The organism is Pseudomonas sp., assembly GCF_048265905.1.
Taxonomy (GTDB): domain Bacteria; phylum Pseudomonadota; class Gammaproteobacteria; order Pseudomonadales; family Pseudomonadaceae; genus Aquipseudomonas.
This window is the reverse complement of record NZ_JBLXAP010000001.1, coordinates 495,185-522,100: the sequence shown is the minus strand read 5'-3', so window position 1 is coordinate 522,100 and position 26,916 is coordinate 495,185. Positions and strand designations below refer to the sequence as shown.

The window sequence follows — 26,916 nt, the reverse complement described above, 5'->3', positions numbered from 1 at the left end:
GCGCTTGCGCATCACTTAACCATTGATGGTTTCGGCGTGATGGCAAGCCACTTGCCGTGAATCGATCAGGCGCAGCTCTGGGCGCTCGACTTCACATTGCTCGGTCGCGTACGGGCAGCGCTTGTGGAAGGCGCAGCCTGTTGGCGGGTTAAGCGGGTTGGGCAACTCGCCACTGATCTTGATCTTGGGCTTGCTTGGGTCTGGATGAATCGCCGGCGTCGCGGACAACAATGCCTTGGTGTACGGGTGCAGCGGGCGTTGATAAATCTGCTCGCTGGGGCCCATCTCCGCTGGTCTGCCGAGGTACATCACCAATACATCGTCGGCGACATGGCGCACCACCGAGAGGTTGTGCGAGATAAATACGTAACCGGTATTGAGCTCTTCTTGCAGGTCCATAAACAGGTTGAGCACCTGGGCTTGGATCGACACGTCAAGCGCCGAGGTTGGTTCATCTGCAACCAGAACCTTGGGCGTCAGCATCATGGCGCGGGCCAAAGCGATACGCTGACGTTGGCCACCGGAAAACATATGCGGATAGCGCTGGTAATGTTCTGGGCGTAATCCGACCTGCTGCATCATGGCCTGGACTTTTTCGCGACGCTCGATCTTCGACAGTGATGTGTTGATCAACAGCGGCTCAGCCAGTTGATCACCGATTTTCTGCCGGGGATTGAGCGATGCATAAGGGTTTTGGAACACCATCTGCACATCGCGGCGTAGTTGTTTGCGCTGTGCTTTGCTGGCGCCTGTGACTTCCTGACCGGCAATTTGCAGTGAGCCCGAGCTGGGCTCCTCAATCAAGGTCAACGCCCGCGCCAAGGTTGATTTACCGCAGCCGGACTCACCGACAACCGCTAGCGTTTTGCCTGCGGCCAATTCGAACGAGACACCATTGAGTGCCTGTACCGTGGCGTTGGGTTGGAACAAACCGGTGGACACCGAATAATGACGAGTGAGGTCGCGAGCAGACAACACGCTGTTAGTTGTAGGCGCGCTCATCAAGCCACCTCCGAAGTCAGATTAAGCGGGAAGAAGCAACGCACAGCGCCTTGTGCATGGGGTTCGAGTTGCGGTCGTTGTTGGCGACATTGCTCCTGCACATAAGGGCAGCGCGGCGACAGCAGGCACCCTTGCGGCCGGTCGTAGCGACCGGGAACGATGCCCGGCAATGTCGATAAACGCTCGGCGCCGAGTGAATGCTCGGGGATCGCCTTGAGCAGCGCTTCGGTGTAAGGATGAGTGGGGGTGTTGAATAGCTCCGGCACCGTGCCGACTTCCACTGCTTGGCCTGCATACATGACGCACACGCGCTGCGCGGTTTCGGCAACTACGGCGAGGTCGTGGGTGATGAGGACCAACGCCATGTCTTGCTCACGCTGCAGATTGACCAGCAGTTCCATGATCTGCGCTTGAATGGTTACATCGAGGGCGGTGGTCGGTTCGTCGGCGATCAGCAGTTTCGGTTCGGCGGCAATCGCCATGGCAATCGCAACCCGCTGGCTCATACCTCCAGACAGTTGATGTGGATAGGCATCGAGACGACTCGCTGCGCCCGGTATCTCAACTTTTTCCAACAGTTCCAGTGCCCGTTGGCGCGCTGCTTTGCCTTTCAGGCCCATGTGCTGGTGCAGGACTTCTTCAATCTGAAAGCCGACAGTGAAGCTTGGATTGAGTGAGGTCATTGGGTCCTGGAAGATCATCGATAAATCTTTACCGATGATGTGGCGCCGCTGTTTGCCTTTGAGGCGCAGCATGTCGGTGCCGTCAAACTGAAGGCTGTCAGCTTTGACCTTGCCCGGCGCTTCGACCAAACCCATCAGCGCCATCATGGTCACCGATTTACCTGAACCAGACTCGCCAACAATTGCCAGCACTTCGCCTTTGTCGACACTGATGTCGAGGCCATCGACAACCGGAACGGCATTCGCGTCGCCGAAGCGCACGCTGAGATTTTTAATATCAAGCAAACTCATTCTGGGCTCCTCACACTGCGTTCTTGAGTTTCGGGTCTAGCGCATCGCGCAAACCGTCGCCCATCAAGTTGATTGCCAGCACGCTGAGCAAAATGGTCAAGCCGGGCAAGGTTACAACCCACCACGCGCGCTCAATGTAGTCGCGCGCAGAAGCCAGCATGGTGCCCCACTCAGGGGTTGGTGGTTGCACGCCAAGGCCCAGGAAGCCCAGCGCGGCTGCATCGAGAATTGCCGAAGAGAAGCTCAAGGTTGCCTGCACAATCAGGGGCGCCATGCAGTTTGGTAGCACCGTAATGAACATCAGGCGGGGCAAGCTGGCGCCAGCCAAACGTGCAGCAGTTACGTAGTCACGGTTCAGCTCACCCATTACTGCGGCGCGGGTCAGGCGCACATACGAAGGCAGCGAGACAATGGCAATGGCGATCACGGTGTTGATCAGGCCAGGGCCGAGGATGGCAACAATCGCCACCGCCAGCAGCAACGATGGCAGGGCCAGCATTACATCCATCAAACGCATGATCCCGGGGCCCATCAGCCGTGGGAAGAAGCCTGCGACCAGCCCGAGGAAAATGCCGGGGATCAGTGACATCAGTACTGATGCCAAGCCGATCATCAGGGACAAGCGTGCCCCGTGAATCAACCGCGAAAGCAGGTCACGGCCGAGTTCATCGGTGCCCAGCAAAAACTGCCACTGGCCGCCTTCAAGCCATGACGGTGGCGTCAGCAGAAAGTCGCGAAATTGTTCGCTCGGGTTATAGGGCGCGACCCAAGGCGCAAACAGCGCACAGAACACAATCAGGATCATGAACATCAAGCCCGCTACTGCACCTTTGTTGTGGGCGAAGGCTTGCCAGAATTCTTTTAATGGCGAGGGGTAGAGCAAGCTCTGATCAACCGCCGGGAGGGAGTTGGTTGTAGTCATTTCAGGCCTCCTTAGCGCTGATGGCGAATGCGTGGGTTAGCCAAGCCGTAGAGAATATCGACGACGAAGTTGACCATAATGACCAGGCAGGCGATCAGCAGAATGCCGTTTTGCACCACCGGATAGTCTCGTGCGCCAATCGACTCGATCAGCCATTTACCGACACCGGGCCAAGAGAAAATAGTTTCAGTCAACACCGCGCCAGCCAGCAGAGTGCCGACCTGTAAACCAATCACCGTGAGTACCGGTATCAGCGCGTTACGCAGGCCGTGAACAAATACCACGCGGGTGGGTGAAAGACCTTTGGCGCGGGCGGTACGCACGTAGTCTTCACGCAGAACTTCGAGCATTGCCGAGCGGGTCATGCGGGCGATAACCGCTAGCGGAATGGTGCCGAGCACGATTGCTGGCAGAATCAGGTGTTGCAGGGCATCGATAAACGAGCCTTCTTCATCCGAGAGCAGGGTGTCGATCAGCATAAAGCCGGTGCGCGGTTCGATGTCGTAAAGTAAGTCGATGCGCCCAGACACCGGCGTCCAGCCGAGCCAGACCGAGAAGAACATGATCAGCAGCAAGCCCCACCAGAAAATCGGCATGGAGTAACCGGCCAATGATATGCCCATGACGCCGTGATCGAACAACGAGCCACGTTTCAGCGCTGCAATCACTCCGGCAATTAGCCCAAGCGTGCCAGCAAACAACAAGGCCGCCAGCGACAGCTCAAGGGTCGCCGGAAATAGGGTGATGAACTCATGCCAGACACTTTCGCGAGTGCGCAGGGATTCACCCAAGTCGCCTTGTGCGAGGTTGCCAATGTAATCGAAATATTGGGCATACAAGGGTTTGTCGAGGCCCAGTCGGTGCAGCGCCTCGGCGTGCAGTGCGGGGTCGACACGTCGCTCGCCCATCATCACTTCGACCGGGTCACCGGGAATCATCCGGATCAACGCGAAGGTCAGTAGGGTCACGCCGAAGAAGGTTGGGATCAGTAGTCCCAGACGCCTGGCAATAAAAGACAACATACGGTTTTAACACTCCAGCAATTTTCAGTTCACCAAGCTACGTGGCTCAGCGATTTTTTATAACGAGTACGCAACATTGCCGAATACAGTGCCTGCATTCGCTTTAGCTTGGCTGTTAAGGCTCGAGGCTCACTTTGGCAAAGTTATTTGAACCCATCGGGCTCTGTACAAAGCCCTGTACATTGCTGCGCAGGGCGGTGAATTGTTTCGGGTAGGCGAGGGCTATCCATGGCGCCTGGTCCTGAAATATCGACAACGCTTCGCGATACAACGCAGCACGTTGCGAACGTTGGCTCACCCGGCGTGCTTCATTGAGTAAGCTGTTGAAGTCTTTGTTACACCAGCCGGACATGTTTTCCCCCGACTTTGCGGCGGCGCACGACAGATTTGGAGTAAGGAAGTTGTCCGGGTCGCCGTTGTCGCCAGCCCAGCCCATAAACACCAAGTCGTGCTCGCCGTTCTTGGCGCGCTTGATTAACTCACCCCATTCAAACACGCGAATATCAGCGGTGATGCCGATTGTGGCGAGGTCTGCCTGCAGCATTTGTGCGCCGATACCGGGGTTTGGGTTAGTCGGGCCGCCACCGGGACGAGTCCAGATAGACAGTTTGAAACCCTCGGCGTGGCCAGACTCCTCAAGCAATTGCCGTGCGCGTTTTACATCATGCGGCCAGCCAAGCAATTGCGCGTCGTGGCCCCAGAGTGTCGGCGGATAAGGCGCAACAGCGGGTGTCGCGCCGCCTTCACCGTACTGTGCGCGTACATAAGCGGTCTTATCGAAAACCATATTGATTGCACGGCGTACGCGCACATCATCCAGCGGTGGGCGCCGGGTGTTGATGGCAATATAGGCGGTCAGCAATGAGTCCAGCGCCTGGACCTTGATCCCGTTGCTGGTCTTGAGCGCCGCAATATCGGTGGGTCGTGGATACAGCGCAATCTGACAGGCATCGGCCTTTAGCTGTTGAATGCGCACATTTGGATCCGGGGTGATGGCAAACAACAGCTTTTTGATTGCAGGCACACCGTCCCAGTATTGCGGGTTGGCGTGATAGCGGACTTGAGCATCCTTACTGTAGCGATCAAATACAAACGGCCCCGTGCCAATCGGATGGCTGTTGAGTTGTTTGCTGTCGTTTTGTGCGAGTAGCTGATCGGCGTACTCGGCGGAATAGATTGAGGCAAAGCCCATCGCCATATCGGCAAGGAACGGTGCTTCGGGGTGGTTCAGGATGAAGCGAACGGTGTGGTCGTCAAGCTTGTCGATGCGTTGAATGATGCTGGCCATGCCCATTGATTCTGCATAGGGATAACCGCGCAGCGCCTGGTCGTGCCACGGGTGACCTGGATCCAGCTGGCGGTTGAAACTCCAGAGCACGTCGTCGGCATTGAAATCGCGCGTCGGCTTAAATGTTTTGGAGTGGTGGAATCTAACGTTTTTGCGCAGGTGAAAGGTGTAGCTCAGGCCATCTTCAGAAATATCCCAACGTTCGGCCAGTGCAGGCTCTATATCTGTGGTGCCCGGGGTGAACCGGACCAGTCGTTCAAGCACTGTCTCCGCCGAAGCATCAGCAGTGACTGCAGCGCTGTATTGCACCACATCGAAACCTTCGGGACTGGCTTCGGTGCAGACAATCAGGCTGTCTTTGTTAGCAGCTTCAACCACGCTTGCGCTAAGGCTGCTGCCGAGCAAAAGCAGGCTAAACAATAATCGTGATCTAGGGTTTGGCATTGAGTAATCCCTGATGCGTATTCGGAATGCGCCAGCAGGCGGATAGGCTTGCTGGCGCCCGGTTATCCAACCGACGTTTGGTCGGCTGGATAACAGCTGCTAGGGTTATTTCTCGACGCTGACGCCGTAGAACGAGTTAAGGCCGAATGGACTGATCTTGAAGTCTTTTACCGATTTGTTCATCGGCTGGAAGACGGTTGAGTGTGCCACTGGGGTGATTGGCACATTGTCCTTGAGGATGTGCTGCGCTTGCATGTAAAGCTTGCTGCGCTCGTCCTTATCGTTGAGCGTTTTGGCTTTCTTGACCAAGCCGTCGAAGTCTTTGTCACACCAGCGGCTGTAGTTGTTGCCACCGATTGCATCGCAACCGTAGAGCACGCCCAGCCAGTTGTCCGGGTCACCATTGTCGCCGGTCCAACCAATCAGCAAGACGTCGTGCTCACCCGCTTTGGCGCGCTTGTTGTACTCGCCCCATTCATAGCTGACGATTCTGGCCTTGATCCCGATCTTGGCCCAGTCAGCCTGAAGCATTTCAGCCATCAACTTGGCGTTAGGGTTGTAGGGACGCTGTACTGGCATGGCCCACAAAGTGATTTCAGTGCCTTCTTTAACACCTGCATCCTTGAGCAGCTGTTTGGCTTTCTCTGGATCGAAGGCTACATCTTTGATGGTGTCGTCGTAAGACCACTGAGTTGGCGGGATGCTATTGACGGCCAGTTGGCCTGCACCTTGGTACACGGCATTGATGATGGCTTTTTTGTTGACCGCCATGTCCAGCGCCTGACGCACTTCGAGCTTGTCGAATGGCGGGTGCTCAATGTTGTAGGCGATATAACCGAGGTTGAAACCCGCTTGATCCGGCAGTTGCAGCTTGGCATCAGCCTTCAGCGATTCGAGATCCGCAGGGCGCGGGAACACGCTGACCTGACATTCGCCAGCCTTAAGCTTTTGCATGCGCACTGATGCATCGGTATTGATGGCGAAGATCAGGTTATCAATCTTCACATCATCCGGGTTCCAGTATTCTTTGTTGCCAGTGAAACGAATCTGCGCATCTTTCTGATAACGCTTGAACACGAACGGACCGGTGCCGATTGGCTTCTGGTTGATGTCGCTGGCTTTGCCTTCTTTCAACAGTTGCGCCGCATATTCGGCGGACTGGATGGAGGCGAAGCTCATGGCCAAGTTCTGGATGAACGCAGCGTCTACTGTATTGAGGGTGAAGCGCACGGTCATGTCATCGACTTTGTCGATTTTGGCAATGTTTTGATCCATGCCCATGTCGGTGAAGTAAGGGAATTCTGTGGGGTAGGCTTTACGAAATGGATCGTCTTTGTTGAGCATACGGTGGAAGGTGAACAGCACGTCGTCTGCATCAAAATCGCGGCTCGGCTTGAAGTAGCCGGTGGTATGAAATTTCACCCCAGGACGTAGATGAAAGGTGTAGGTCAGGCCGTCGTCGGAAATATCCCATTTCTCAGCAAGACCAGGAATTACCGAGGTGCCGCCACGTTCAAACTGAGTCAGACGGTTGAATACGGTTTCGGCGGCCGCATCAAAGTCGGTGCCTGTGGTGTATAGCGCAGGGTCAAAACCTGCGGGGCTGCCTTCTGAACAAAAGACTAGATTGCTTGCAGCCTGAGCAAATGGCGCACTGGCGATCAGCCCAGCGACGAGCATTGCCTGGATGACGGCATTCTTACGCATAGAAACCTCATGTTTGTTGTGGTTATGTTGAGGGGCCTCTTATGGAGACCTTGGGTGAAACTATGCAGGGCACATGCCGGAGACAAGTGCGTTAAGTCATAAACTGGGCTATGAGTAGATGTGGTGTACGTTGCTGTCGCATTTAGACAAACTTCAGGTTTAAACATGGCGAAACGCCGCTATTCGAGCATAGCGGCGTTGCGTTGTTTTAGTGCCGTGAAGTGTTACTTTTTAGGGCATTAGTACTTCGATGACGCCGTCGGCGTTAACTGTGACCTGGCTGGTGCCTGCTTCGACTTCAGGTGGCGCCGCGTCCATCATCATCTCCATGCTTTTGCCACGTGCCATGCGAATCGGCATTGGTGATTGGAAACCGCCGCTGTTGATATTCAGGCTAACCAGCTTGTAACCCTTGCCGCCCAGCGCTTGAGTTGCCAGTTCAGCGCGAGCTTTGAATGCGTCAACCGCACCTTTAAGCATGGCGTCTTCTTTGCTCTTGCGCGTGTTGTCGGCAATGCTGAAGCTCATTGAGCTCATCTGCATGGTTTTCAGCATTTCACCGGTCAGCTTCGATAGCGCCGCAAAATCTGCACTTTCAAGGCGCACTTCAGCGCGTTCGCGCCATGCGATGATTTTCTTACCTTTTTCGTCATACACCGGATAGCTGTTGCGGCTGCCGGTTGCCACGCTGACACCTTGCGCTGCGCGTGCTTGTTTCAGCGCAGCGTTGAGGGTTTGCGTGACCTCAGTGGCAAGCGCTGCAGGGTCGCTGTTTTGCGACTCTGTATAAAAAGTCACGTGCATCAGGTCATGGGCGATCTCTTCACTGACTTCAGCGCGTAAGGCTACTTGGTTGTAGCGGGCTTCATCCGCATGTGCCGAGATGCTCAGCAGGCTGCTGGCTGTTAATAACAGGGCGGTTGCGAGGCTTGGGAGGCGTGACATTGATTGCATGGATACTTCCTTAATTGGCATGTTGGCGCACAGCTTGTGCACTAGGTTCACAAGGGTAGACGGTCCTTGTTGTGGATTCGGGTTAAACAATTTAAAAAAATAATAAGGACGTCACAGCAGCCCTAAAACGTGGCTTACCTACCTTGCACAAGCTCAGCGTTAAAGGCTTGTGCGAGGCTTAGCCGGCAACATGATTATTAAGGCCGCTAAACTGCTTTGAGTGCTTTAGCTCGATGTTGTTCAGCCACTATCCGTTGCAAAGTACATCAACTGCGGCGCGTTGACGCACTAAGCCATTCGGCTGCTTGGTTATACTCGCCAGACTTGTAACAGGCGTTATCGGAGAACCAATGCTCGCACCGGTGCAGTTGTTGTCGGCCAGTCGGCAAAACCTCAGGCGTTTAATTCTGATCCGCTTCCTGGTGCTCGCCGCCCAGGCTGGCGCGGTAGGGCTTGTCTATAAGTCCGGTTTGCTGGTGCTGCCATGGTTTGAATTGAGTGTCACATTAGCTGTTTCGCTGGTCCTGTGTTTGCTCACAACCTTGCGTTTACGCGGCCCATGGCCAGTGACTGAGCAAGAATATGCGCTGCAACTCAGTTTCGATTTGATCATTCACAGCGTGCTGCTGTTTTACTCCGGCGGTTCCAGTAATCCGTTCGTGTCTTATTACCTGGTGCCTTTGACCATTGCTGCTGCCACGTTGCCGTGGCTCTACACCGTAACCTTATCGGGGCTGGCGTTGGCGGGTTATACCGCGCTGTTGGTGTGGTCACATTCAGTGATGGTGCCGCTGGAGCAGCGCGAGAGCTTGCTGGTTTATGGGATGTGGCTGAGCTTCGCAATGGCAGCCGGATTGATTACCTTCTTCGTTGCGAAAATGGCTGAAGAGCTGCGCGGGCAAGACCAGCAGCGCGCCGAACGCCGTGAAGAGAACCTGCGTGATCAACAACTTTTAGCTGTTGCCACTCAGGCTGCGGGCGCTGCACACGAGTTGGGAACGCCATTGGCGACCATGAGTGTATTGATCAAAGAGTTGCGCCGTGAGCACCCCGAGCCACTGTTGCAGGAAGATTTAGCCGTCCTGCAAGAGCAAGTGAAACTGTGCAAAGACACGCTGCAACAGTTGGTGCGCGCGGCTGAGGCAGATCGTCGTCTGGCTGTTGTCGAGCAATCCTGTGTTGAGTGGCTTGAGGTGACCCTCAATCGCTGGCACTTGATGCGTCCCGAAGCGAGCTATCGTTATCAATGCTTGGGTCGAGGTACAGCGCCACGCTTGATGCCGCCAGCTGATCTCACTCAAGCGTTACTTAATCTGTTGAATAACGCCGCTGATGCGCATCCCGACAAACTGGATATCCGTCTGGATTGGAACCACCAGTGGCTGTACCTGACTATTCGCGATTTTGGCGCGGGTGTGCCTCTGGCGATTGCCGAGCAGTTAGGGCGCCCATTCTTCACCACCAAGGGTAAGGGATTTGGTCTGGGGTTATTTTTAAGTCAGGCCAGCGTCACGCGTGCCGGTGGTACGGTTAAACTGTATAACCATGAAGAGGGCGGCACGCTCACCGAATTGAAACTGCCGCGTGCCTATGGCCGTTCGTAACCGTGGCCAGTAAGGAGACAAATATGTCCGAAGAAGTATTATTTGAAGGCGACGAACAGCCGCATTTGTTGCTGGTCGATGACGATCCAACCTTTACCCGGGTCATGGCGCGGGCAATGAGCCGTCGTGGCTTGCGTGTATCGACCGCCGGCTCTGCGGAAGAGGGCTTGATGCTGGCCGAGCAGGATTTGCCGGAGTACGCGGTAGTCGATTTGAAAATGGACGGCGATTCTGGCTTGGTGCTTCTGCCCAAGCTGCTCGAACTCGATGCTGAGATGCGCGTGGTAATCCTCACCGGTTATTCGAGTATTGCCACCGCTGTTGAAGCAATCAAGCGCGGTGCCTGCAACTATCTGTGCAAGCCAGCGGATGCCGATGATGTGTTGGCCGCCTTGCTGACTCAGCATGCTGATCTTGACAGCTTGGTCCCGGAAAACCCGATGTCGGTCGATCGCCTGCAATGGGAGCATATTCAGCGGGTACTGGCTGAACACGAAGGCAATATCTCGGCGACTGCCCGTGCGTTAGGCATGCATCGACGGACTTTGCAGCGTAAGTTACAGAAGCGTCCAGTGCGTCGTTAAGGAATCTCTAAAAAGCGCTGTGGGTCTTAGTAGCTGCTGGGCGCCAGCGAGGCAGCGCGCGGCTTATCTACCTTCACTCAAACCTTTTATGCGACAAGCTTGCTATTATTGTTAGCAGGCTACGGACTTGTCTTGTTCTCCAGATCAAAACGTACCTAGATACCTAGACGCTTGGAATTGGACTGAGGCAGCTGTGTTCGAAATCGTTCTGCAAACCGTCAGTATTACCGCACCGGTATTCGCCATGCTGTTTCTCGGTGTGGTGCTCAAGCGTTTGCGCTGGATCGACGATAACTTCATTGGTACGGCATCCGAGCTGGTATTTCGCGGCACCATGCCGACCTTGCTGTTTCTCGGTATCGTCAACGCCGACATGAGTCAGGCCTTCAAGCCTGGGCTGATTATCTATTTCGTGCTCGCCACAATAGCGACCTTCTGTGTGGCTTGGGGCTGGGCGATTCTGCGTTGTCCTGAGATTGAGCGCGGTATCTATACCCAAGGTGCGTTTCGCGGTAATAACGGCGTCGTCGGCCTGGCCTTGGCGACCAGCATGTACGGTGACTATGGTTTGGCAATCGGCAGTGTGCTCGCTGGGGTGGTGATCTTTTGCTACAACATCCTTTCGGTGCTGGTGCTGGCGATTTATAGCCCCGGCGCCAAAACCGACCCACGAACATTGTGTAAAAGCATCCTGACCAACCCGCTGATCATCGGCGTGGCATTGGCGGTGCCATTTGCCTATTGGCAGATAAAGCTGCCGCAATGGTTATTAGCGTCAGCCGAGTATTTTGCGCATATGACCCTGCCTCTGGCGTTGATCTGTATTGGCGGCACGCTGTCGTTGGCATCCATGCGCCAGAGCAGTGATATTGCGATTGGCTCAAGTTTGATGAAGCTGGTGTGGCTACCCATTTTGGCAACGCTTGGCGCCTGGCTTTGTGGTTTTCGCGATGCTGATCTGGCAGTGTTATTTCTCTACTTCGCCAGCCCGACGGCGGCGGCTAGCTATGTCATGGCCCGCGCCGCCAACGGCAACCATGAGTTGGCTGCTGCAATTATCGTGATGACCACGCTCGGGGCGGTGGTTTCAATCAACGTTGGCCTGCTGCTATTGAAGATGCTGGGTTGGATCTAGGCTTTGATGTTGCTCTGGCCTGTTTGCGTTCAGCGACATAACGGCCGAAAGCATCGAAATCACTGGTGCAGAGGAGTGGGGCGATGGCCTTGATTTCTTCGGTAGGCCAGTCCCACCAAGCGGACTCTTGCAGCATCTGCCTGATTGGTTCTTCGAAACGCCAGCGGATCAGGCGTGCAGGGTTGCCCCCAACTACGGCATAGGCCGGGACGTCTTTGGTGACAACGGCGCCCGCAGCAACTATTGCTCCATCGCCAATGGTCAGGCCAGAAAGAATCATGGCTTTTGAGCAGATCCAGCAATCGCTGCCGATGATGACATCACCATTGCTACCAGTCGCGTCCTTGATATGGGAAAGCTCTTGCATCTGCAGCGGGAATGGGTAGCTGGTTATCCAGTCGGAACGGTGACGGCCACCCAAGTAGATATCAACGCCACCTGCAATCGAGGTATAGGCACCAACATGCAATTTGGTGCCTTCATTCCAGTCATGCACTTTGGGTTTGCCGTAAGTGCCATCGCCAAATGTATAGTGCGGATAACGCTCGCGCAGTTTCACTGTGTTTCGATACAGCTTTGGTGTATTGCGGATACGTTTTCTGGCACTGCGACTAAGCAATTTCGCTAAGAATTTCATTTATATATCCCATCCATAGGATCGACATTATCCCGCTATGTAATAGAAATATTACGATAGTGCGATATCTGTGTTTGTCTGTTGCGGATTGTATCTTGGTGAGCGACCCGCCAGCAAAAGGTTCAGGTGACACGTTAGTTCGAACGACTGTCCAAACCCAAAAAAGCCGGGCAATCAGCCCGGCTTTTATTGCACGATCATCCCAAGCTCAGTTTTTTTGCTGATGCTCATCAATGATTTCCTGAGCCGCGCGAAAAGCGTCGATTGCCGCTGGAGCCCCCGCGTAAGCCGCGCAGTGCAGCAGGGTTTCGCGGATTTCTTCAACCGTGCAACCGTTGTTCAATGCGCCGCGCACGTGGCCTTTTAGCTCCTGCGGGCATTTCAGCGCCGTGAGTGCTGCGAGGGTGATCAGGCTCCGGGTTTTGCGCTCCAGCCCTTCACGGTTCCAGACACCGCCCCAAGCATGATCGTTGACATAATCCTGCAGCGGTTGAGTAAACGCTGTGGCATTGCCCAAGGCGCGATCGACGTAAGTATCGCCCATGACTTCGCGACGTATTTGTTCGCCGTCTAAAGGTGTTTTGCTCATGCTCTGTTCCCCGCTCAAGTCAGTCGCTGTTTCTGCCAGCTACGCACGGTGACAATGATCAAGGTGACCACTGTCAGTGGAATAACATAGCCGATCATCGCGTGGCCAAAGCTTTCAACAATCGGGCGGCCGGTGGCGAACAGCACCAGATACAGGGTGTAGGCACCGTAATAGGCCAAGAACAGCAAACCCTCCCAACGGCTGATTCGGTAGCCGGTGAAGAAGATTGGCAGGCAAGCGACTGCGACTGCAATCATCACCGGGAAGTCGAATGCCAGTGCGTTGGGTGACACCGAAATAGGGCTTGGCGCAACCAGTGCGGCCAAACCCAGCACGCTGAGCAGGTTGAACAGGTTACTGCCGACAATGTTACCCACGGCGATATCGCGTTCACCTTTGAACGCTGCAAGGATCGACGTCGCCAACTCGGGCAGCGAGGTACCGATGGCAATGACGGTCAAGCCGATCACCAGTTCTGACAGGCCCAATGCGCGGGCCAGTGTCACTGCACCCTCAACCAGGAAGTGCGAGCCACCGACCAGCAGCACTAAGCCAACAACGATCAGCAGCAAGTTGATCAGCCATGCATTTGGCTTGGCCGGTTGGTCGAGACCAAACTCGGCTGCAAATTCATCGTCCGCTTCCGCCACCCCTTGTTTGCGGCTGCTGCGCACCAGGAAGAAGGTGTAGGCAACGATGCCAGTGAACAATATTGCGCCGTCAATGCGGCTAAGATTGCCGTCGTAGGCGAGGCCAAACGTTAACAGGCTGGCGCCGATCATTAACGGCACATCCATGCGAATCAGTTGGCGTGAAACAATCAATGGCGCAATCAACGCGGTTGCGCCGAGTACCAGCAATACGTTTGCGATGTTGCTGCCGACCACGTTACCGATCGCCAAGTCGCCGCTGCCACTGACAGCCGACTGCACGCTGACTGCGGTTTCCGGGGCGCTGGTGCCAAAGGCAACCACGGTCAGGCCGATCACCAGCGGTGGAATGCCGAATTGCGCCGCCAGCTTGGCAGCGCCACGTACCAATACTTCGGCGCCAGCCACCAAAAGCACCAAGCCGGCAATTAAATATACAAATGTCAGTAGCGTCATACGGGGCTCCAGAAAGATGCGGCTAGTTTAGCCAGCCGCAGATTTGGCGCTATAAAAAATTCGGGTGATTGGTAACCAGTTTTTACCCGTTGCAACTTCGCTATGGACGCAACAGTTTGATGGATACCGGGGCGACACCATCACGGATCATATCGAGCTGCTCTGCAGCCTTTTTCGATACATCGATAATCCGTCCGCGCACAAATGGGCCGCGGTCGTTAATGCGCACCGTCACGGTTTTATCATTGCGTAAATTAGTCACCAATACACGGCTGCCGAAGGGCAGCGTGCGATGTGCTGCGGTTAGCGCGTTCTGGTCGAAACGCTCGCCGCTGGCAGTTTTCTTGCCATGATGCCTGGCGCCGTAATATGAAGCATTGCCAGTACCAGCGCCAACAGCCGCAGCGCCAGGACTGTCGACGGTGTTGCTGGCGCAACCAGCCAACAGGATGAACAGTCCGAGCAATATCAGTGAACGTTGCATACGGGCTCCGAAAAAGTCGTAGGGTGTGGCAATGCGCAGCTTGCTCACCACGTGCAGCTCAAACAGCAAAGCGTGCATTTCCTTACGAGTAGCGTCGGTTCTGACTGCCAGTGCCACTCATGGTGGATGAGAAAAGCGTCATCCGCCCTACAAGTCGGGTGCACCGAATTGTAGGGCAATGGCACTGCACAGCTGATCTTAAAGGGATCAACCAATTCGCCATGCGATGACTTGTCAGCCTTCGAGCTTCTTTTTCAGCAGTTCGTTCACTTGTTGCGGGTTGGCTTTGCCTTTCGAGGCTTTCATGGCCTGACCGACGAAGAAGCCGAACATCTTGCCGCGCTTGGCTTCTTCCGCTGCACGGTACTGTTCAACCTGCTCAGCATTGGCGGCGAGCACCTCATCAAGCATCGCTTCGATTGCACCGCTGTCAGTCACCTGCTTGAGGCCTTTGGCTTCGATGACCTGATCGGCAGAGCCTTCACCGGCGGCCATGGCTTCAAAGACCATCTTGGCGATCTTGCCGGAGATGGTGTTGTCTTTGATGCGCAGGATCATGCCGCCCAGTTGCTCGGCGCTGACCGGGGACTGCTCGATATCAAGGTTGTCTTTGTTGAGCAGGCTGGAAAGCTCGCCCATGACCCAGTTGGCGGCGAGTTTGGCGTCGCCACAGGTTTTCTCAACGGCTTCGAAATAGTCGGCCATTTCCCGGCTTGAAGCCAAGACGTTGGCGTCGTATGCCGATAAACCAAACTGCGCCTCGAAACGTTCGCGCTTTTGCACTGGCAACTCAGGCAAGGTCGAACGCAGCTTATCAAGGTAGCTCTGTTCGATAACCACCGGCAGCAGATCAGGGCAGGGGAAGTAGCGGTAATCGTTGGCTTCTTCTTTACTGCGCATCGAGCGGGTCTGATCTTTGTTTGGGTCGTACAGGCGGGTTTCCTGAACGACTTTGCCACCATCTTCGATCAGCTCAATCTGACGCTGAACTTCGTGGTTAATGGCTTTTTCGATGAAGCGGAACGAGTTGACGTTCTTGATTTCGGCGCGGGTGCCGTATTCAGCCTGACCTTTTGGTCGCACCGATACGTTGCAGTCGCAGCGCAGTGAGCCTTCAGCCATGTTGCCGTCACAGATACCGAGGTAGCGCACCAGCGCATGGATCGATTTGACGTAGGCAACGGCTTCTTTGGCGCTGCGAATGTCCGGCTCCGAGACGATTTCCAGCAACGGCGTGCCGGCGCGGTTAAGGTCGATGCCGCTCATGCCCTGGAAGTCTTCGTGCAGGCTTTTGCCAGCGTCTTCTTCAAGGTGCGCACGGGTGATGCCGATGCGCTTGACGGTGCCGTCTTCAAGGGTGATATCCAGGTGGCCGATGCCGACGATCGGGTCATCCATCTGGCTGGTCTGGTAGCCTTTCGGCAGGTCCGGGTAGAAGTAGTTTTTGCGCGCAAAAATATTGCGCGGGGCGATGTGAGCATCAATCGCCAGGCCAAACATGCAAGCCATGCGCACGGCTTCAGCATTGAGCACCGGCAGCGTGCCGGGCATGCCGAGGTCAACCAGGCTGGCTTGGGTGTTAGGTTCGGCGCCAAACGTGGTGGCGCTGGCCGAGAAGATTTTCGACTGAGTCGCGAGCTGTGCGTGAATTTCCAGCCCGATCACGGTTTCCCATTGCATCTGAGTGATCCTTAAAATCCGGCTGGCACGCGAGTGTGCCAATCAGTGACTTGTTGATATTGGTACGCCACGTTGAGCAGGCGACCTTCCTGGAAGTACGGCGCCAGCAGTTGCACGCCGACCGGCAAGCCATCGACGAAACCGGCGGGCATCGACAAACCGGGAATACCGGCAAGGTTGGCGGTGATGGTGTAGATGTCTTCAAGGTAGGCAGCGACTGGGTCGTTGCTCTTCTCGCCAAGTTTCCACGCCGGGTTTGGTGTGGTTGGGCCAAGGATTACATCGACATCATTGAATGCAGTCACGAAGTCGTTCTTGATCAGGCGGCGGATCTGCTGGGCCTTGATGTAGTACGCATCGTAATAACCGGCAGACAGGGCATAGGCACCGACCATGATCCGGCGTTTAACTTCGGCGCCGAAGCCTTCACCGCGTGAGCGCTTGTAAAGATCTTCAAGGTTCACCGGGTTTTCGCAGCGGTAACCAAAACGCACGCCATCGAAGCGTGACAGGTTGGATGAGGCTTCAGCTGGGGCGATGACGTAATAAGCTGCAATCGCGTTCTGAGTATTGGGCAGGCTGATGTCTTTAACCGTGGCACCAAGGGATTTCAGTTGTTCAACAACAGCCATCACCGCATCGGCGATTCGGCTGTCGAGGCCAGTGCTGAAATACTCTTTTGGCAAGCCAATGCGTAATCCGGTCAGCGGCTTGGCTAGCGCGGCGAGGTAATCGTCAACCGGCTGGTCGACACTGGTCGAGTCTTTCGGGTCGAACCCAGCCATGGCTTGCAGCATCAAGGCGCAGTCTTCAGCGGTGCGCGCCAATGGGCCGCCCTGATCAAGGCTGGACGCATAAGCGATCATGCCCCAGCGCGACACGCGACCGTATGTCGGCTTGATCCCGGTGAGGTTGGTGAGCGCGGCCGGTTGGCGAATCGAGCCGCCAGTGTCGGTGCCGGTGGCAGCAGGCAGCAGGCGCGCTGCCACAGCCGCTGCTGAACCGCCGGATGAGCCGCCTGGGACACGCTCAAGATTCCACGGGTTTTTCACTGCGCCGTAGTGGCTGGACTCGTTGGCCGAGCCCATGGCGAACTCATCCATGTTCAGCTTGCCCAGTGTTACCGCGCCAGCTGACGCCAGTTTTTCGACCACGGTGGCGTTATACGGTGCTTTAAAGTTGTCGAGCATCTTCGAGCCGCAACTGGTGCGAATGTCGAGGGTGCAGAACAAGTCTTTATGACCGATGGGCGCGCCGAGCAAAGCGCCAGTCTCGCCAGTTGCGCGACGTGCGTCAGCGGCTTTGGCTTGCTGGATCGCGAGGTCTTCAGTAACGCTGATAAAGCTATTGAGTTGCGGATCGAGTTGCTGAATACGCGCCAGCAGGGTGCGGGTCAGTTCTTCGGATGAGAATGTTTTGTCGGCGAGTCCGCGGGCGATCTCGGCCAGAGTCATTGGGTGCATACTAGGCTCTTTCCCTTACTCGATAACTTTTGGAACAAGATAAAGTCCGCTTTCGACAGCCGGGGCAATTGCTTGGTAGTCGTCGCGATGATTTGTTTCAGTCACTTCGTCGGCTCGCAGGCGTTGTGTCGCCTCCAAGGGGTGAGCCAAAGGTTCGATACCGCTGGTATCTACCGACTGCATGTGGTCAATTAGGCCGAGGATGTTGTTGAGAGTCTCGGTGGTTTGTGGGATTTCGCTGTCATTCAGGCCTAGTCGAGCCAAATGGGCGATTTTTTCCACTTCGGAGCGTTCAAGCGCCATTGGATTTCCCTGTGTTAAGCCGCCTTTAAACAGGCCGCCTGAAAGTGTGATTGAGTCGTCATGCATGCGATATGCAGGGAACGTATTTCGCAAACCAGCGGTCAAAGGCCGCGATGGTGGGGCACAAGCCCGGAAAAACAGGCAATCTAACACATTGGTGCCTTGCTCAAAATCCCTTCCATTGTTAGAGTTTGCCGCACTTTTTTTACCCACGCGTTTCCTAGGGTCCTATATCCCATGTTCAAAAAACTGCGTGGCATGTTTTCCAGCGATCTCTCTATTGACCTGGGCACTGCCAATACCCTTATTTATGTTCGCGAGCGCGGAATTGTTCTCAATGAGCCTTCCGTCGTTGCTATCCGTACCCACGGTAACCAGAAGAGCGTCGTTGCTGTCGGTACAGAGGCCAAGCGCATGCTGGGTCGTACACCGGGCAACATTGCCGCAATTCGCCCGATGAAAGACGGCGTCATCGCCGACTTTAGTGTCTGTGAAAAGATGCTGCAGTACTTCATCAACAAAGTTCACGAAAATAGCTTCCTGCAGCCAAGCCCTCGCGTTTTGATCTGCGTACCTTGTAAGTCGACTCAGGTTGAGCGTCGCGCCATCCGTGAGTCGGCGATTGGTGCCGGTGCCCGTGAAGTGTTTCTGATCGAAGAGCCAATGGCTGCTGCGATCGGTGCTGGCCTGCCGGTTGAAGAAGCGCGCGGTTCGATGGTCGTGGATATCGGTGGTGGTACCACTGAAATCGCCCTGATCTCGTTGAACGGTGTGGTTTACGCTGAGTCGGTACGTGTTGGTGGCGACCGTTTCGACGAAGCCATCATCACTTACGTGCGTCGCAACTACGGCAGCCTGATCGGTGAATCGACGGCTGAGCGCATCAAGCAAGAGATCGGCACCGCTTATGCAGGTGGTGAAGTGCGCGAAGTTGATGTTCGTGGTCGCAACCTGGCAGAAGGCGTGCCACGTAGCTTCACGCTGAACTCCAACGAAGTGCTTGAAGCGCTGCAAGAGTCGCTGGCGACTATCGTTCAGGCGGTTAAGAGCGCGCTTGAGCAGTCACCGCCAGAGCTGGCTTCAGATATTGCTGAGCGTGGTCTGGTGCTTACCGGTGGTGGCGCCCTGTTGCGTGACCTCGACAAGTTGCTGGCCCAAGAAACTGGGCTGCCGGTGATTGTTGCCGAAGATCCGCTCACCTGTGTTGCACGAGGCGGCGGTAAAGCGTTAGATATGATGGATCGTCACACCATGGACTTGCTGTCCACGGAGTAAAGCCTTCCGTTTTAGGGACTCTCTGAAAAAGGTAGCGAGCGTAGATAGTACAAGGCAGAAAGATGCGAAAAAGCGGAGTTTAGTTGCCTAAATGAGCATTTTGAGCAGTTTTTTAACGCCGTAATATCGAGCGCAGTAGTTTCTCAGAGTTTCCTTAAACAAAAGCTGCAAGGCGGGCCCCGGGCTCACTTGCAGCTTTTTGTTAATGTCTGATGCTACGAGGACCCGCCTATCAAACCGCTATTTGCCAAAGGACCTTCGCTCGGTGTGCGCCTGCTGGTGCTGGCCGTGCTTTCGGCTGCCTTGATGGTGGTAGATGCGCGTTTTGAGGTGCTCAAGCCTATGCGTAGCCAGTTGGGCGTGATTGTCGAGCCGGTTTATTGGCTGGGCAGCTTGCCGGTGACTTTGTGGGAAAACACCACTCAAGAGTTGAGTTCGCGCACTGAACTTGTCGCTGAAAACGAAAAGCTCAAGACTGAACGCCTGCTGATGCAGCGCCGCCTGCAGAAGCTGGCGGCGCTGACCGAACAGAACGTGCGCTTGCGCGAGCTGCTTAACTCGGCGGCGTTGGTTGATGACGATGTGCTCGCCACCGAGCTGATCGGCATTGATCCTAATCCGTTCACTCACCGCATTTTGATTGATAAAGGTTCGAAAGACGGTGTGGTGATCGGACAGCCGGTGCTCGATGCGCGCGGCCTGATGGGGCAGGTGGTCGAAGTCATGCCCTATTCGGCGCGAGTGTTGCTGCTCACCGATACCAACCACAGTATTCCTGTTCAAGTGAACCGCAACGGCTTGCGTGCAATTGCCAGCGGCACCGGTAATCCTGAGCGCCTTGAGCTGCGTCATGTTGCTGATACGGCCGATATCAAAGAGGGCGATCTGTTGGTCAGTTCTGGCTTGGGTCAGCGTTTTCCGGCCGGTTATCCGGTGGCAACGGTGTCGCAGGTGATCCATGACTCGGGTCAGCCGTTTGCGATTGTCAGGGCGATTCCGACTGCTAACCTCAACCGCAGCCGATACATGCTGCTGGTGTTTACCGACCCACGCTCGCCCGAGCAGCGCGCAACTGAGGCGGCTCAGGCGCAAGAGGCCGAAGACCTCCAGTCGATGCCGTCTGCTGCACCTGCCGAAGGCGAATCAACTGAAACTCCAGCTCCGCAACCACCCTCGACAACACCGCCACAGTCACAGCAAGGAGCACAGCAATGAGTGGTGTTCGTGCACGCAATACGTGGGTTGTCTGGCTGAGTTTGATATTCGCACTGTTGCTCAGCGTTTCCAGTTTGCCAGCCTTTATGGAAATTGGACGGCCTCTTTGGCTCGCGCTATTTCTGACTTACTGGGTGTTGGCGCTACCGCATCGTGTCGGCATGGCAACCGCCTGGACTTTTGGCTTGTTAGCGGATGTGCTTAATGGTTCGTTGCTCGGCCAGAATGCGCTGATTCTGAGTCTGATCACCTTTTTGGTATTAAGCCTGCATCAGCGCTTGCGCATGTTTCCGATGTGGCAACAGAGCTTGGTGTTGATGGTTGTATTTGGCTTGGCTCAGTTAGTCCAGTTATGGCTTAACGCGTTAACCGGTAGCCGTCCGCCAACCCTTACGTTTATTCTGCCAGCGGTTGTCAGTGTGCTGCTTTGGCCGTGGGTCAGTGTCATTCTACGTAGCATTCAACAGCGCCTAGGCGTCAATTAAGCAGGCATTTGCCTTCGACAGGGAGAACTCTGCATGGCCACTTTGTATCTGGCTTCAGGTTCGTCGCGCCGGCGGGAGTTGCTTACGCAGATCGGTGTGCCCTTTATCACGCAAGTCTCTCCAGTCGATGAAACTGTGTTGCCTGATGAGCAGCCAAGACATTATGTCGAGCGCTTGGCGCGGGCAAAGGCGCAGGCGGTGTTTGATCAGCTTGAATCGCCGGTTGAGGCGGTTGTGCTTGGTTCTGATACGGCGGTGGTTCTCGACGGCAAAATCCTTGGCAAGCCATCTGACCGGAACGAGGCGCTGGCGACCTTGCAAGCGCTGTCAGGACGTGAACATCAAGTGTTGACTGCGGTGGCGTTGGTTGCGCGCGATAAAACCAGAGCGGCGGTGGTGACAAGTCAGGTAACCTTTAGATGCATTTCAGATGCCGAAGCACAGGCATACTGGGCCAGCGGTGAACCGCAGGATAAAGCAGGCAGTTACGGTATTCAGGGGTTGGCGGCCGTGTTCGTCAGCCAATTGCAGGGCAGCTATTCGGCAGTGGTGGGTTTACCCCTGTGTGAAACAGCTGAGTTACTCGCAGAATTTGCAATTCCGTGCTGGCAATCGTTGCCAGTCCACACTTAAGGAAGTTGTAGGTCACGGGCGAGCGGGCTCCCCGAGTTTGCAGCTTCATCTCAAAAGAGATGGACGCATGAGTGAAGAAATCCTGATCAACATCACGCCGATGGAATCGCGCGTGGCAGTAGTCGAAAATGGTGTGTTGCAGGAAGTCCATGTCGAGCGTACTCAGCGCCGCGGGATTGTTGGCAACATCTACAAAGGCAAAGTTGTTCGTGTGTTGCCTGGAATGCAGGCCGCTTTTGTCGATATTGGCCTTGAGCGTGCAGCCTTTATTCATGCGTCAGAAATCTCCAGTCGCGAAGGTACTGCCGTCGAATCCATCAGCGCTTTGGTGCATGAAGGGCAGAGCTTGGTGGTGCAGGTCACCAAAGACCCGATCGGCAGTAAAGGAGCGCGCCTGACGACGCAACTGTCGCTGCCATCGCGTTATCTTGTTTACATGCCGCGCACCAGTCATGTTGGCATCTCGCTAAAGATCGAAGATGAGGCCGAGCGTGAGCGCCTCAAGCAAGTAGTGGCAGATTGCGTAGGTGCCGAGGGCAGTGAAGAAACCGGTGGTTTCATTTTACGCACTGCGGCTGAAGGCGCGGGCGCAGATGAAATCCTGGTGGATATCCGCTATGTGCGCCGTTTGTGGGGGCAAATCGCCGGGCAGATGAAGTCCGCGTCTTCGCCCTCGGTTATTTACGAAGACCTCAGCTTAGCCTTGCGTACATTGCGTGACTTGGTCAGCCCGCGCACTGAGAAGATCCGAATCGATTCGCGTGAGACTTTTCAGAAGATCACCCACTTCGTCAGTGAGCTGATGCCGGAAATCTCTGACCGCCTTGAGCATTATCCGGGCGAACGGCCGATTTTTGATCTGTACGGCGTTGAAGATGAGATCCAGAAAGCCCTTGATCGCAAGGTGCCGCTAAAGTCCGGTGGCTACCTGGTGGTTGATCCGGCTGAGGCGATGAGTACCATTGACGTCAACACTGGCGCATTCGTTGGCCATCGCACGCTCGAAGAAACCATTTTCAAAACCAACCTTGAGGCCGCTACGGCAATTGCCCGGCAGCTGCGCTTGCGCAACCTCGGTGGGATTATCATCATCGACTTTATCGACATGGAAGATGAAGAGCATCAACGTCAGGTTTTGCGCACGTTGGAAAAACAATTAGAGCGTGATCACGCAAAGACCAATATCATTGGTATTACCGAATTGGGTCTGGTGCAAATGACCCGCAAGCGTACACGCGAGAGCCTTGAGCAAGTGCTCTGCGAACCTTGCGCTTGTTGTCAGGGACGCGGCAAGTTAAAAACCCCGGAAACCACCTGTTATGAAATTTTCCGGGAAATATTGCGTGAAGCAAGAGCCTATCAGCCAGAGGGATACAGGGTGTTGGCCAATCAAAAAGTAGTAGACCGCCTGCTCGATGAAGAGTCAGGCAATGTTGCAGATCTAGAGGCCTTTATTGGCCGCACCATTAAGTTTCAAGTGGAGACCATGTACTCCCAGGAACAATACGATGTGGTGCTGTTATGACGTACACCCCCACCGAACAGGTTTGAGTTAGTTGGCACGCTCAGGCGGCTGGTTGGCAACGGTTCTGCGCTGGAGCTTAGGGTTCTGTGCGCTGGTGTTAATCGTCACTGCGCTGCTGGTCAGTCTCGGTCGGCAGCTCACGCCATTAATTGCTGAATACCGTATACAGGCCGAAGATCAAGCGCAGGCAGCGTTAGGCTTGCCTGTGTCTATTGGGTCGCTTGAGGGCAGTTTGCGTGGGTTAGCTCCCGAATTGATCGCTCATGACGTGATCTTGGGCGATGGTGCTGATGCTATGCGCCTTGATCAAATTCGCCTTATTCCGGACTTGATAGCCAGTGCAATGGCCATGCAGCCACGGGCTGAACTCTTGGCGATTGATGGCTTGCAACTCAGTGTCACGGAGAACGATGCCGGTGAGTGGCGCGTTGAAGGTTTGCCAAAACAGCAAGACAGTACTGCGATTGATGTCGAGAAGCTGCTTGAGCAGTTGAAAATGGTACGTCATCTTTCGTTGCTCAATAGTCAGGTGACCCTCGAAGCATTTAATCAGCCCGCACACACGCTGCGTTACGTAAACCTGACGTTGGGCTTCGCCGGTGGTCACCAACGCCTTGATGGGCGTTTGCAGTTACCGGATGGTAAGCCGTTGGCGTTGCAGGTGCGCACGCAGATGAACGTCAAAAAATGGCGCGACTTGCAGGCTGAGGTCTATCTTCAATTGCCTGAAACAGATTGGGCCAGCTGGCTACCTCAGACGCTCACCCGCGATTGGTCATTGGACCATCTGCAAGTTGGTGGTCAATTCTGGTTGTCGTGGGCTGACGGTGCTTTGCGGCGTGCTGTGACGCAAATTAAAGCGTCCAGGGTTGAAGGCCACTACGCGCAACGTAAGCCAGCGAACCTGACAGACGTGGTGCTCAACAGTTACTTTGAGCGCGATGCCGATGGCCTGACTGCACAGGTATCCAACTTCACTGCACGCGCCAACGAACAGCAAGTTGGCCCGGTAAACTTTACCCTGCAACAGCATGCCAAGCAGGCTGAAGATGCCGAGACTTGGGCGCTCAGTGTTGATCGCCTGGAGGTCGCACCTTTATTGCCACTGGTGACGTCACTGGCGCCGATTTCGGACAAGGCCCTTGCTGCAATTGGTACGCTAGACCCTCGCGGGGCCCTGACTAATGCCACCCTGCGTTTTCATCCTGAAGCCGAGGGCGATAAACGCGTGGAGTTTGCCACCAATACCGATGGGATCAGTTTTTCCGCCTACGATCATGTGCCCGGTATTGAAAATATTACGGGTAGCGTCACTGGCGACCTGGGCTCAGGCACGATTTTGCTCGATGCCAAAGACTTCTCGCTCGACCTGGCAACTTTGTTTCCCAAAGCTTGGTTGTATCACACCGCCAGAGGCCAGGTTGATTGGCGGATTAACGAGCAAGGGTTAACCCTGCGTAGCCCCTATGTACAAGCCACGGGCGATGAAGGCAAAGCTGCTGCTGATTTTCTGATTCGTCTGACCGGTGATCCTGAGGTTGAGGATTACATGGACTTGCGTGTCGGCATTACTGAAGGCGACGCTCGATTTACTGAAAAGTACTTGCCCACGCTAGTTCCAGAATTCAGCCCAGCGTTGGCCGATTGGTTGAAAACTTCGATCAAGGCCGGTGCTGTTGATCAAGGTTATTTCCAGTTTCAGGGCTCGCTCAACAAAGGCTCTAGCAAGGCTTCGCATAGTATTAGCCTGTACTTTGCCGTGCACGATGCTGAGCTTGCCTACCAGCCGGGTTGGCCCGAACTGAAAGGTGCTCGCGGTGAAGTTCTAATTGAAGATGATCAGGTGCGCATTCGTGTCCCGCAGGGCAAAGTGCTGAACAGTACGGTGAAAAACGTCAATGTAACCATCCCGCTTGAGGACCCGGATACACCACCCCATCTGCAGTTGACTGCTGATCTTGAGAGTAGTGTTGGCGATGCGCTGAAAATCCTCAAGGAAGCGCCGATCGGCACGGCGGAGGTCTTTTCTGGCTGGCAAGGCAAAGGTGATTTAGTCGGCGCGCTGGACTTGGATATCCCGCTGCAAAAAGGCACGCCTAAGGTGATTGTGGATTTCACCGCAAAGGACGCAGACGTTAAAATTGCCAATCCTAAACTCGATCTCAGCCATGTCTCCGGCGCGTTCCGCTATGACACGGCCAAGGGGTTGAGTGCGCCGAGCATCCAAGCACAGTTGCTCGGTCATAAAGCCAAAGGCAAGGCCATTGCTCAAGCTGTTGATGGTCGAGCAACGAGTTTGATTGAGGCTCAAGGGCAAGTTCCGTTGCAGACGCTGACTCAGTGGCTGGCGGTGACTCAACCTATACCTGCAAACGGCAATGTGCCGTACCGAATGCGCCTGAAAATCGATGGTGCGCAAAGCAATTTGCAAATTGATTCTGAACTCAAAGGCTTGGCAATTGATCTGCCAGCCCCTTTCGGCAAGGCCGCGAATGATCAGCGCAGCACAACTCTCGAGTTGGGCCTCGGTGGTGAGCAGCGCAGCTATAAGCTGAGTTATGCAAACATGCTGAGCTTCAATGGCGTCTCTCCAGCCGCTAGTTTTCTCCAAGGGCGTGGCGAGTTGCGTTTGGGGAGTGGAATGGCGCAACTGCCGACCCAGAAGGGCTATCGTCTGCGCGGTTCGGTTGCAGAGTTGAACCTGGCTGATTGGCAGCAGGCGGTCAGCCCGTATACAAGCTCATCCAAGGGTACAGAGTTGCAGGCTTTCAACGATGCGCAACTGAATATTGGCCGCTTTGTCGGGTTTGGTAAAACTGTCAATGACGTTACCGTGGGCGTGCGTCGCTCTGGTCCTGCATGGGCATTGTCAGTCGACAGCTCACTCGCCAAGGGCAGTATCGTATTTCCTGATGCCTCATCCCGGCCAATTAACGCAGACCTTGCCTATATCCGCTTACCAAAGCCTGAGCCAACAGCTGCGGCCGCAACTGAAGCACCTGATCCATTGGCGGATATTGATCCGCATAAAATTCCTTCGATTGATTTCAAAGTGGCTGACATAAAGCTCGGCGAACAGTCGCTGGGCCCTTCGTCTTTGAAAGCCCGCGCGGTAGCCAGTGGCGTTGCGTTCAGTGATTTGAATATCAATCTTGCGGGTTTGAGGGTGACTGGCACTGCCGGTTGGGAAGGTGAAGCAGGTCGCTCCAGGAGCTGGTACAAAGGCCGGTTTGAGGGTGAAGACCTGAAAGATGTATTGCTGGCTTGGGGCTTTGCTCCGACTGCCACTAGCGAGCACTTTCGTCTTGATGTAGATGGCTCTTGGCCTGGCTCTGCACTGAATGTCAGCTTGGCGCGATTCAGTGGCAACATGGACGCTGCTTTGCGTAAGGGCCAATTTGTTGAAGTGAAAGGTTCTGCTTCAGCGTTGCGGGTGTTCGGACTGCTCAATTTCAACTCGATTGGGCGTCGCTTGCGCTTGGATTTCTCGGACCTGTTGGGTGAAGGGCTGAGTTATGACCGGGTAAAAGGTAATTTGTATGCGACTAATGGTGTCTATGTCACCAAGCGGCCGATTACCCTAAAAGGCCCTTCAAGTGACTTGGAACTCAATGGCACCCTGAATATGGTCGATGAAACTATCGACGCTAAATTATTGGTGACACTGCCAGTGACAAACAACTTGCCTATCGCCGCACTGATTGTAGGGGCGCCGGCCATTGGCGGTGCATTGTTTGTTGTTGACAAGCTGCTGGGCGATCACTTCGCGCGCTTTGCCAGTGTCCAGTACGACGTCAAAGGCCCGATCCAGTCACCCAAGATCGACTTTGATAAACCCTTTGAAAAACCCAGGTAAGTACAAAACCCAGGTAAGCGCACTGCTCG

Annotated in this window: 23 protein-coding genes; 9 read left to right on the top strand and 14 right to left on the bottom strand. The window is 55.0% G+C overall.

Annotated elements, in window-relative coordinates; genetic code table 11:
* Positions 1–15: 15 nt before the first annotated feature.
* The 7 genes from ACN0UH_RS02475 to ACN0UH_RS02445 form a co-directional block, all read right to left on the bottom strand.
* Positions 16–1,002, bottom strand: coding sequence for a peptide ABC transporter ATP-binding protein (locus tag ACN0UH_RS02475; RefSeq protein ID WP_417660554.1), 987 nt, complete (start codon positions 1,000–1,002; stop codon positions 16–18).
* Complete coding sequence (locus ACN0UH_RS02470; protein ID WP_417660553.1) at positions 1,002–1,976, bottom strand: ABC transporter ATP-binding protein; 975 nt, start codon at positions 1,974–1,976, stop codon at positions 1,002–1,004. Before ACN0UH_RS02470 ends, ACN0UH_RS02475 begins: the two co-directional genes overlap by 1 nt.
* 10 nt (positions 1,977–1,986) lie before the next feature.
* Entirely contained in the window at positions 1,987–2,898 is a 912-nt protein-coding gene (locus ACN0UH_RS02465) for an ABC transporter permease subunit (RefSeq protein ID WP_417660552.1), read from the bottom strand.
* 11 nt (positions 2,899–2,909) lie between these two features.
* Positions 2,910–3,920: an ABC transporter permease subunit gene (locus tag ACN0UH_RS02460; RefSeq protein ID WP_417660551.1), complete on the bottom strand. Its 1,011-nt coding sequence runs from the start codon at positions 3,918–3,920 to the stop codon at positions 2,910–2,912.
* Between the two features lie 115 nt (positions 3,921–4,035).
* Entirely contained in the window at positions 4,036–5,652 is a 1,617-nt protein-coding gene (locus tag ACN0UH_RS02455; protein WP_417660550.1) for an ABC transporter substrate-binding protein, read from the bottom strand.
* 105 nt (positions 5,653–5,757) lie between these two features.
* Entirely contained in the window at positions 5,758–7,359 is a 1,602-nt protein-coding gene (locus tag ACN0UH_RS02450) for an ABC transporter substrate-binding protein (RefSeq protein ID WP_417660549.1), read from the bottom strand.
* Between the two features lie 231 nt (positions 7,360–7,590).
* On the bottom strand, positions 7,591–8,304 hold the full coding sequence (locus ACN0UH_RS02445; protein ID WP_417660707.1) for an SIMPL domain-containing protein: 714 nt from the start codon (positions 8,302–8,304) through the stop codon (positions 7,591–7,593).
* 359 nt (positions 8,305–8,663) lie between these two features.
* Here ACN0UH_RS02445 and ACN0UH_RS02440 point away from each other — a divergent pair, with 359 nt between their 5' ends.
* The 3 genes from ACN0UH_RS02440 to ACN0UH_RS02430 all read left to right on the top strand — a co-directional run bounded on the left by ACN0UH_RS02440 (position 8,664) and on the right by ACN0UH_RS02430 (position 11,636).
* Entirely contained in the window at positions 8,664–9,917 is a 1,254-nt protein-coding gene (locus ACN0UH_RS02440; RefSeq protein ID WP_417660548.1) for an ATP-binding protein, read from the top strand.
* 23 nt (positions 9,918–9,940) lie between these two features.
* Positions 9,941–10,501, top strand: a complete 561-nt coding sequence (locus tag ACN0UH_RS02435) for a response regulator transcription factor (protein WP_417660547.1) — start codon at positions 9,941–9,943, stop codon at positions 10,499–10,501.
* Positions 10,502–10,694: 193 nt separating this feature from the next.
* Positions 10,695–11,636 carry an AEC family transporter gene (locus ACN0UH_RS02430; protein ID WP_417660546.1) on the top strand — a complete coding sequence of 314 codons (942 nt, stop codon included), beginning with the start codon at positions 10,695–10,697 and terminating at the stop codon, positions 11,634–11,636.
* On the opposite strand, the gene ACN0UH_RS02425 is transcribed toward ACN0UH_RS02430, so the two are convergent.
* The 7 genes from ACN0UH_RS02425 to gatC all read right to left on the bottom strand — a co-directional run bounded on the left by ACN0UH_RS02425 (position 11,593) and on the right by gatC (position 17,898).
* Positions 11,593–12,273, bottom strand: a complete 681-nt coding sequence (locus tag ACN0UH_RS02425; RefSeq protein WP_417660545.1) for a CatB-related O-acetyltransferase — start codon at positions 12,271–12,273, stop codon at positions 11,593–11,595. The genes ACN0UH_RS02430 and ACN0UH_RS02425 overlap by 44 nt on opposite strands.
* A gap of 208 nt (positions 12,274–12,481) precedes the next feature.
* A complete protein-coding gene (locus ACN0UH_RS02420) occupies positions 12,482–12,862 on the bottom strand; it encodes a carboxymuconolactone decarboxylase family protein (RefSeq protein ID WP_417660544.1) in 381 nt (126 codons plus the stop codon).
* A 14-nt stretch (positions 12,863–12,876) separates the two neighbouring features.
* Positions 12,877–13,968, bottom strand: coding sequence for a calcium/sodium antiporter (locus ACN0UH_RS02415; RefSeq protein WP_417660543.1), 1,092 nt, complete (start codon positions 13,966–13,968; stop codon positions 12,877–12,879).
* A 100-nt stretch (positions 13,969–14,068) separates the two neighbouring features.
* Positions 14,069–14,452: a septal ring lytic transglycosylase RlpA family protein gene (locus ACN0UH_RS02410; RefSeq protein WP_417660706.1), complete on the bottom strand. Its 384-nt coding sequence runs from the start codon at positions 14,450–14,452 to the stop codon at positions 14,069–14,071.
* A gap of 234 nt (positions 14,453–14,686) precedes the next feature.
* Positions 14,687–16,132 carry an Asp-tRNA(Asn)/Glu-tRNA(Gln) amidotransferase subunit GatB gene (gatB, locus tag ACN0UH_RS02405; protein ID WP_417660542.1) on the bottom strand — a complete coding sequence of 482 codons (1,446 nt, stop codon included), beginning with the start codon at positions 16,130–16,132 and terminating at the stop codon, positions 14,687–14,689.
* 11 nt (positions 16,133–16,143) lie between these two features.
* Positions 16,144–17,595: an Asp-tRNA(Asn)/Glu-tRNA(Gln) amidotransferase subunit GatA gene (gatA, locus tag ACN0UH_RS02400; RefSeq protein ID WP_417660541.1), complete on the bottom strand. Its 1,452-nt coding sequence runs from the start codon at positions 17,593–17,595 to the stop codon at positions 16,144–16,146.
* A gap of 15 nt (positions 17,596–17,610) precedes the next feature.
* The gene (gene gatC, locus ACN0UH_RS02395) at positions 17,611–17,898 is read right to left on the bottom strand and encodes an Asp-tRNA(Asn)/Glu-tRNA(Gln) amidotransferase subunit GatC (protein WP_087518118.1); all 288 of its coding nucleotides are present in this window, start codon (positions 17,896–17,898) and stop codon (positions 17,611–17,613) included.
* A 237-nt stretch (positions 17,899–18,135) separates the two neighbouring features.
* Between gatC and mreB the strand changes: the two genes are divergently transcribed.
* The 6 genes from mreB (at position 18,136) to ACN0UH_RS02365 (ending at position 26,887) form a co-directional block, all read left to right on the top strand.
* Positions 18,136–19,173: a rod shape-determining protein MreB gene (gene mreB, locus ACN0UH_RS02390; RefSeq protein ID WP_010489781.1), complete on the top strand. Its 1,038-nt coding sequence runs from the start codon at positions 18,136–18,138 to the stop codon at positions 19,171–19,173.
* Between the two features lie 267 nt (positions 19,174–19,440).
* Positions 19,441–20,388, top strand: coding sequence for a rod shape-determining protein MreC (gene mreC, locus ACN0UH_RS02385; RefSeq protein WP_417660540.1), 948 nt, complete (start codon positions 19,441–19,443; stop codon positions 20,386–20,388).
* Positions 20,385–20,873, top strand: coding sequence for a rod shape-determining protein MreD (gene mreD / locus ACN0UH_RS02380; protein ID WP_417660539.1), 489 nt, complete (start codon positions 20,385–20,387; stop codon positions 20,871–20,873). Before mreC ends, mreD begins: the two co-directional genes overlap by 4 nt.
* A 33-nt stretch (positions 20,874–20,906) precedes the next feature.
* Positions 20,907–21,506, top strand: a complete 600-nt coding sequence (locus ACN0UH_RS02375) for a Maf family protein (RefSeq protein ID WP_417660538.1) — start codon at positions 20,907–20,909, stop codon at positions 21,504–21,506.
* A 67-nt stretch (positions 21,507–21,573) separates the two neighbouring features.
* Positions 21,574–23,031, top strand: a complete 1,458-nt coding sequence (gene rng, locus ACN0UH_RS02370) for a ribonuclease G (RefSeq protein ID WP_417660537.1) — start codon at positions 21,574–21,576, stop codon at positions 23,029–23,031.
* Between the two features lie 31 nt (positions 23,032–23,062).
* A complete protein-coding gene (locus tag ACN0UH_RS02365) occupies positions 23,063–26,887 on the top strand; it encodes a YhdP family protein (RefSeq protein WP_417660536.1) in 3,825 nt (1,274 codons plus the stop codon).
* The last annotated feature ends 29 nt before the right edge of the window (positions 26,888–26,916 follow it).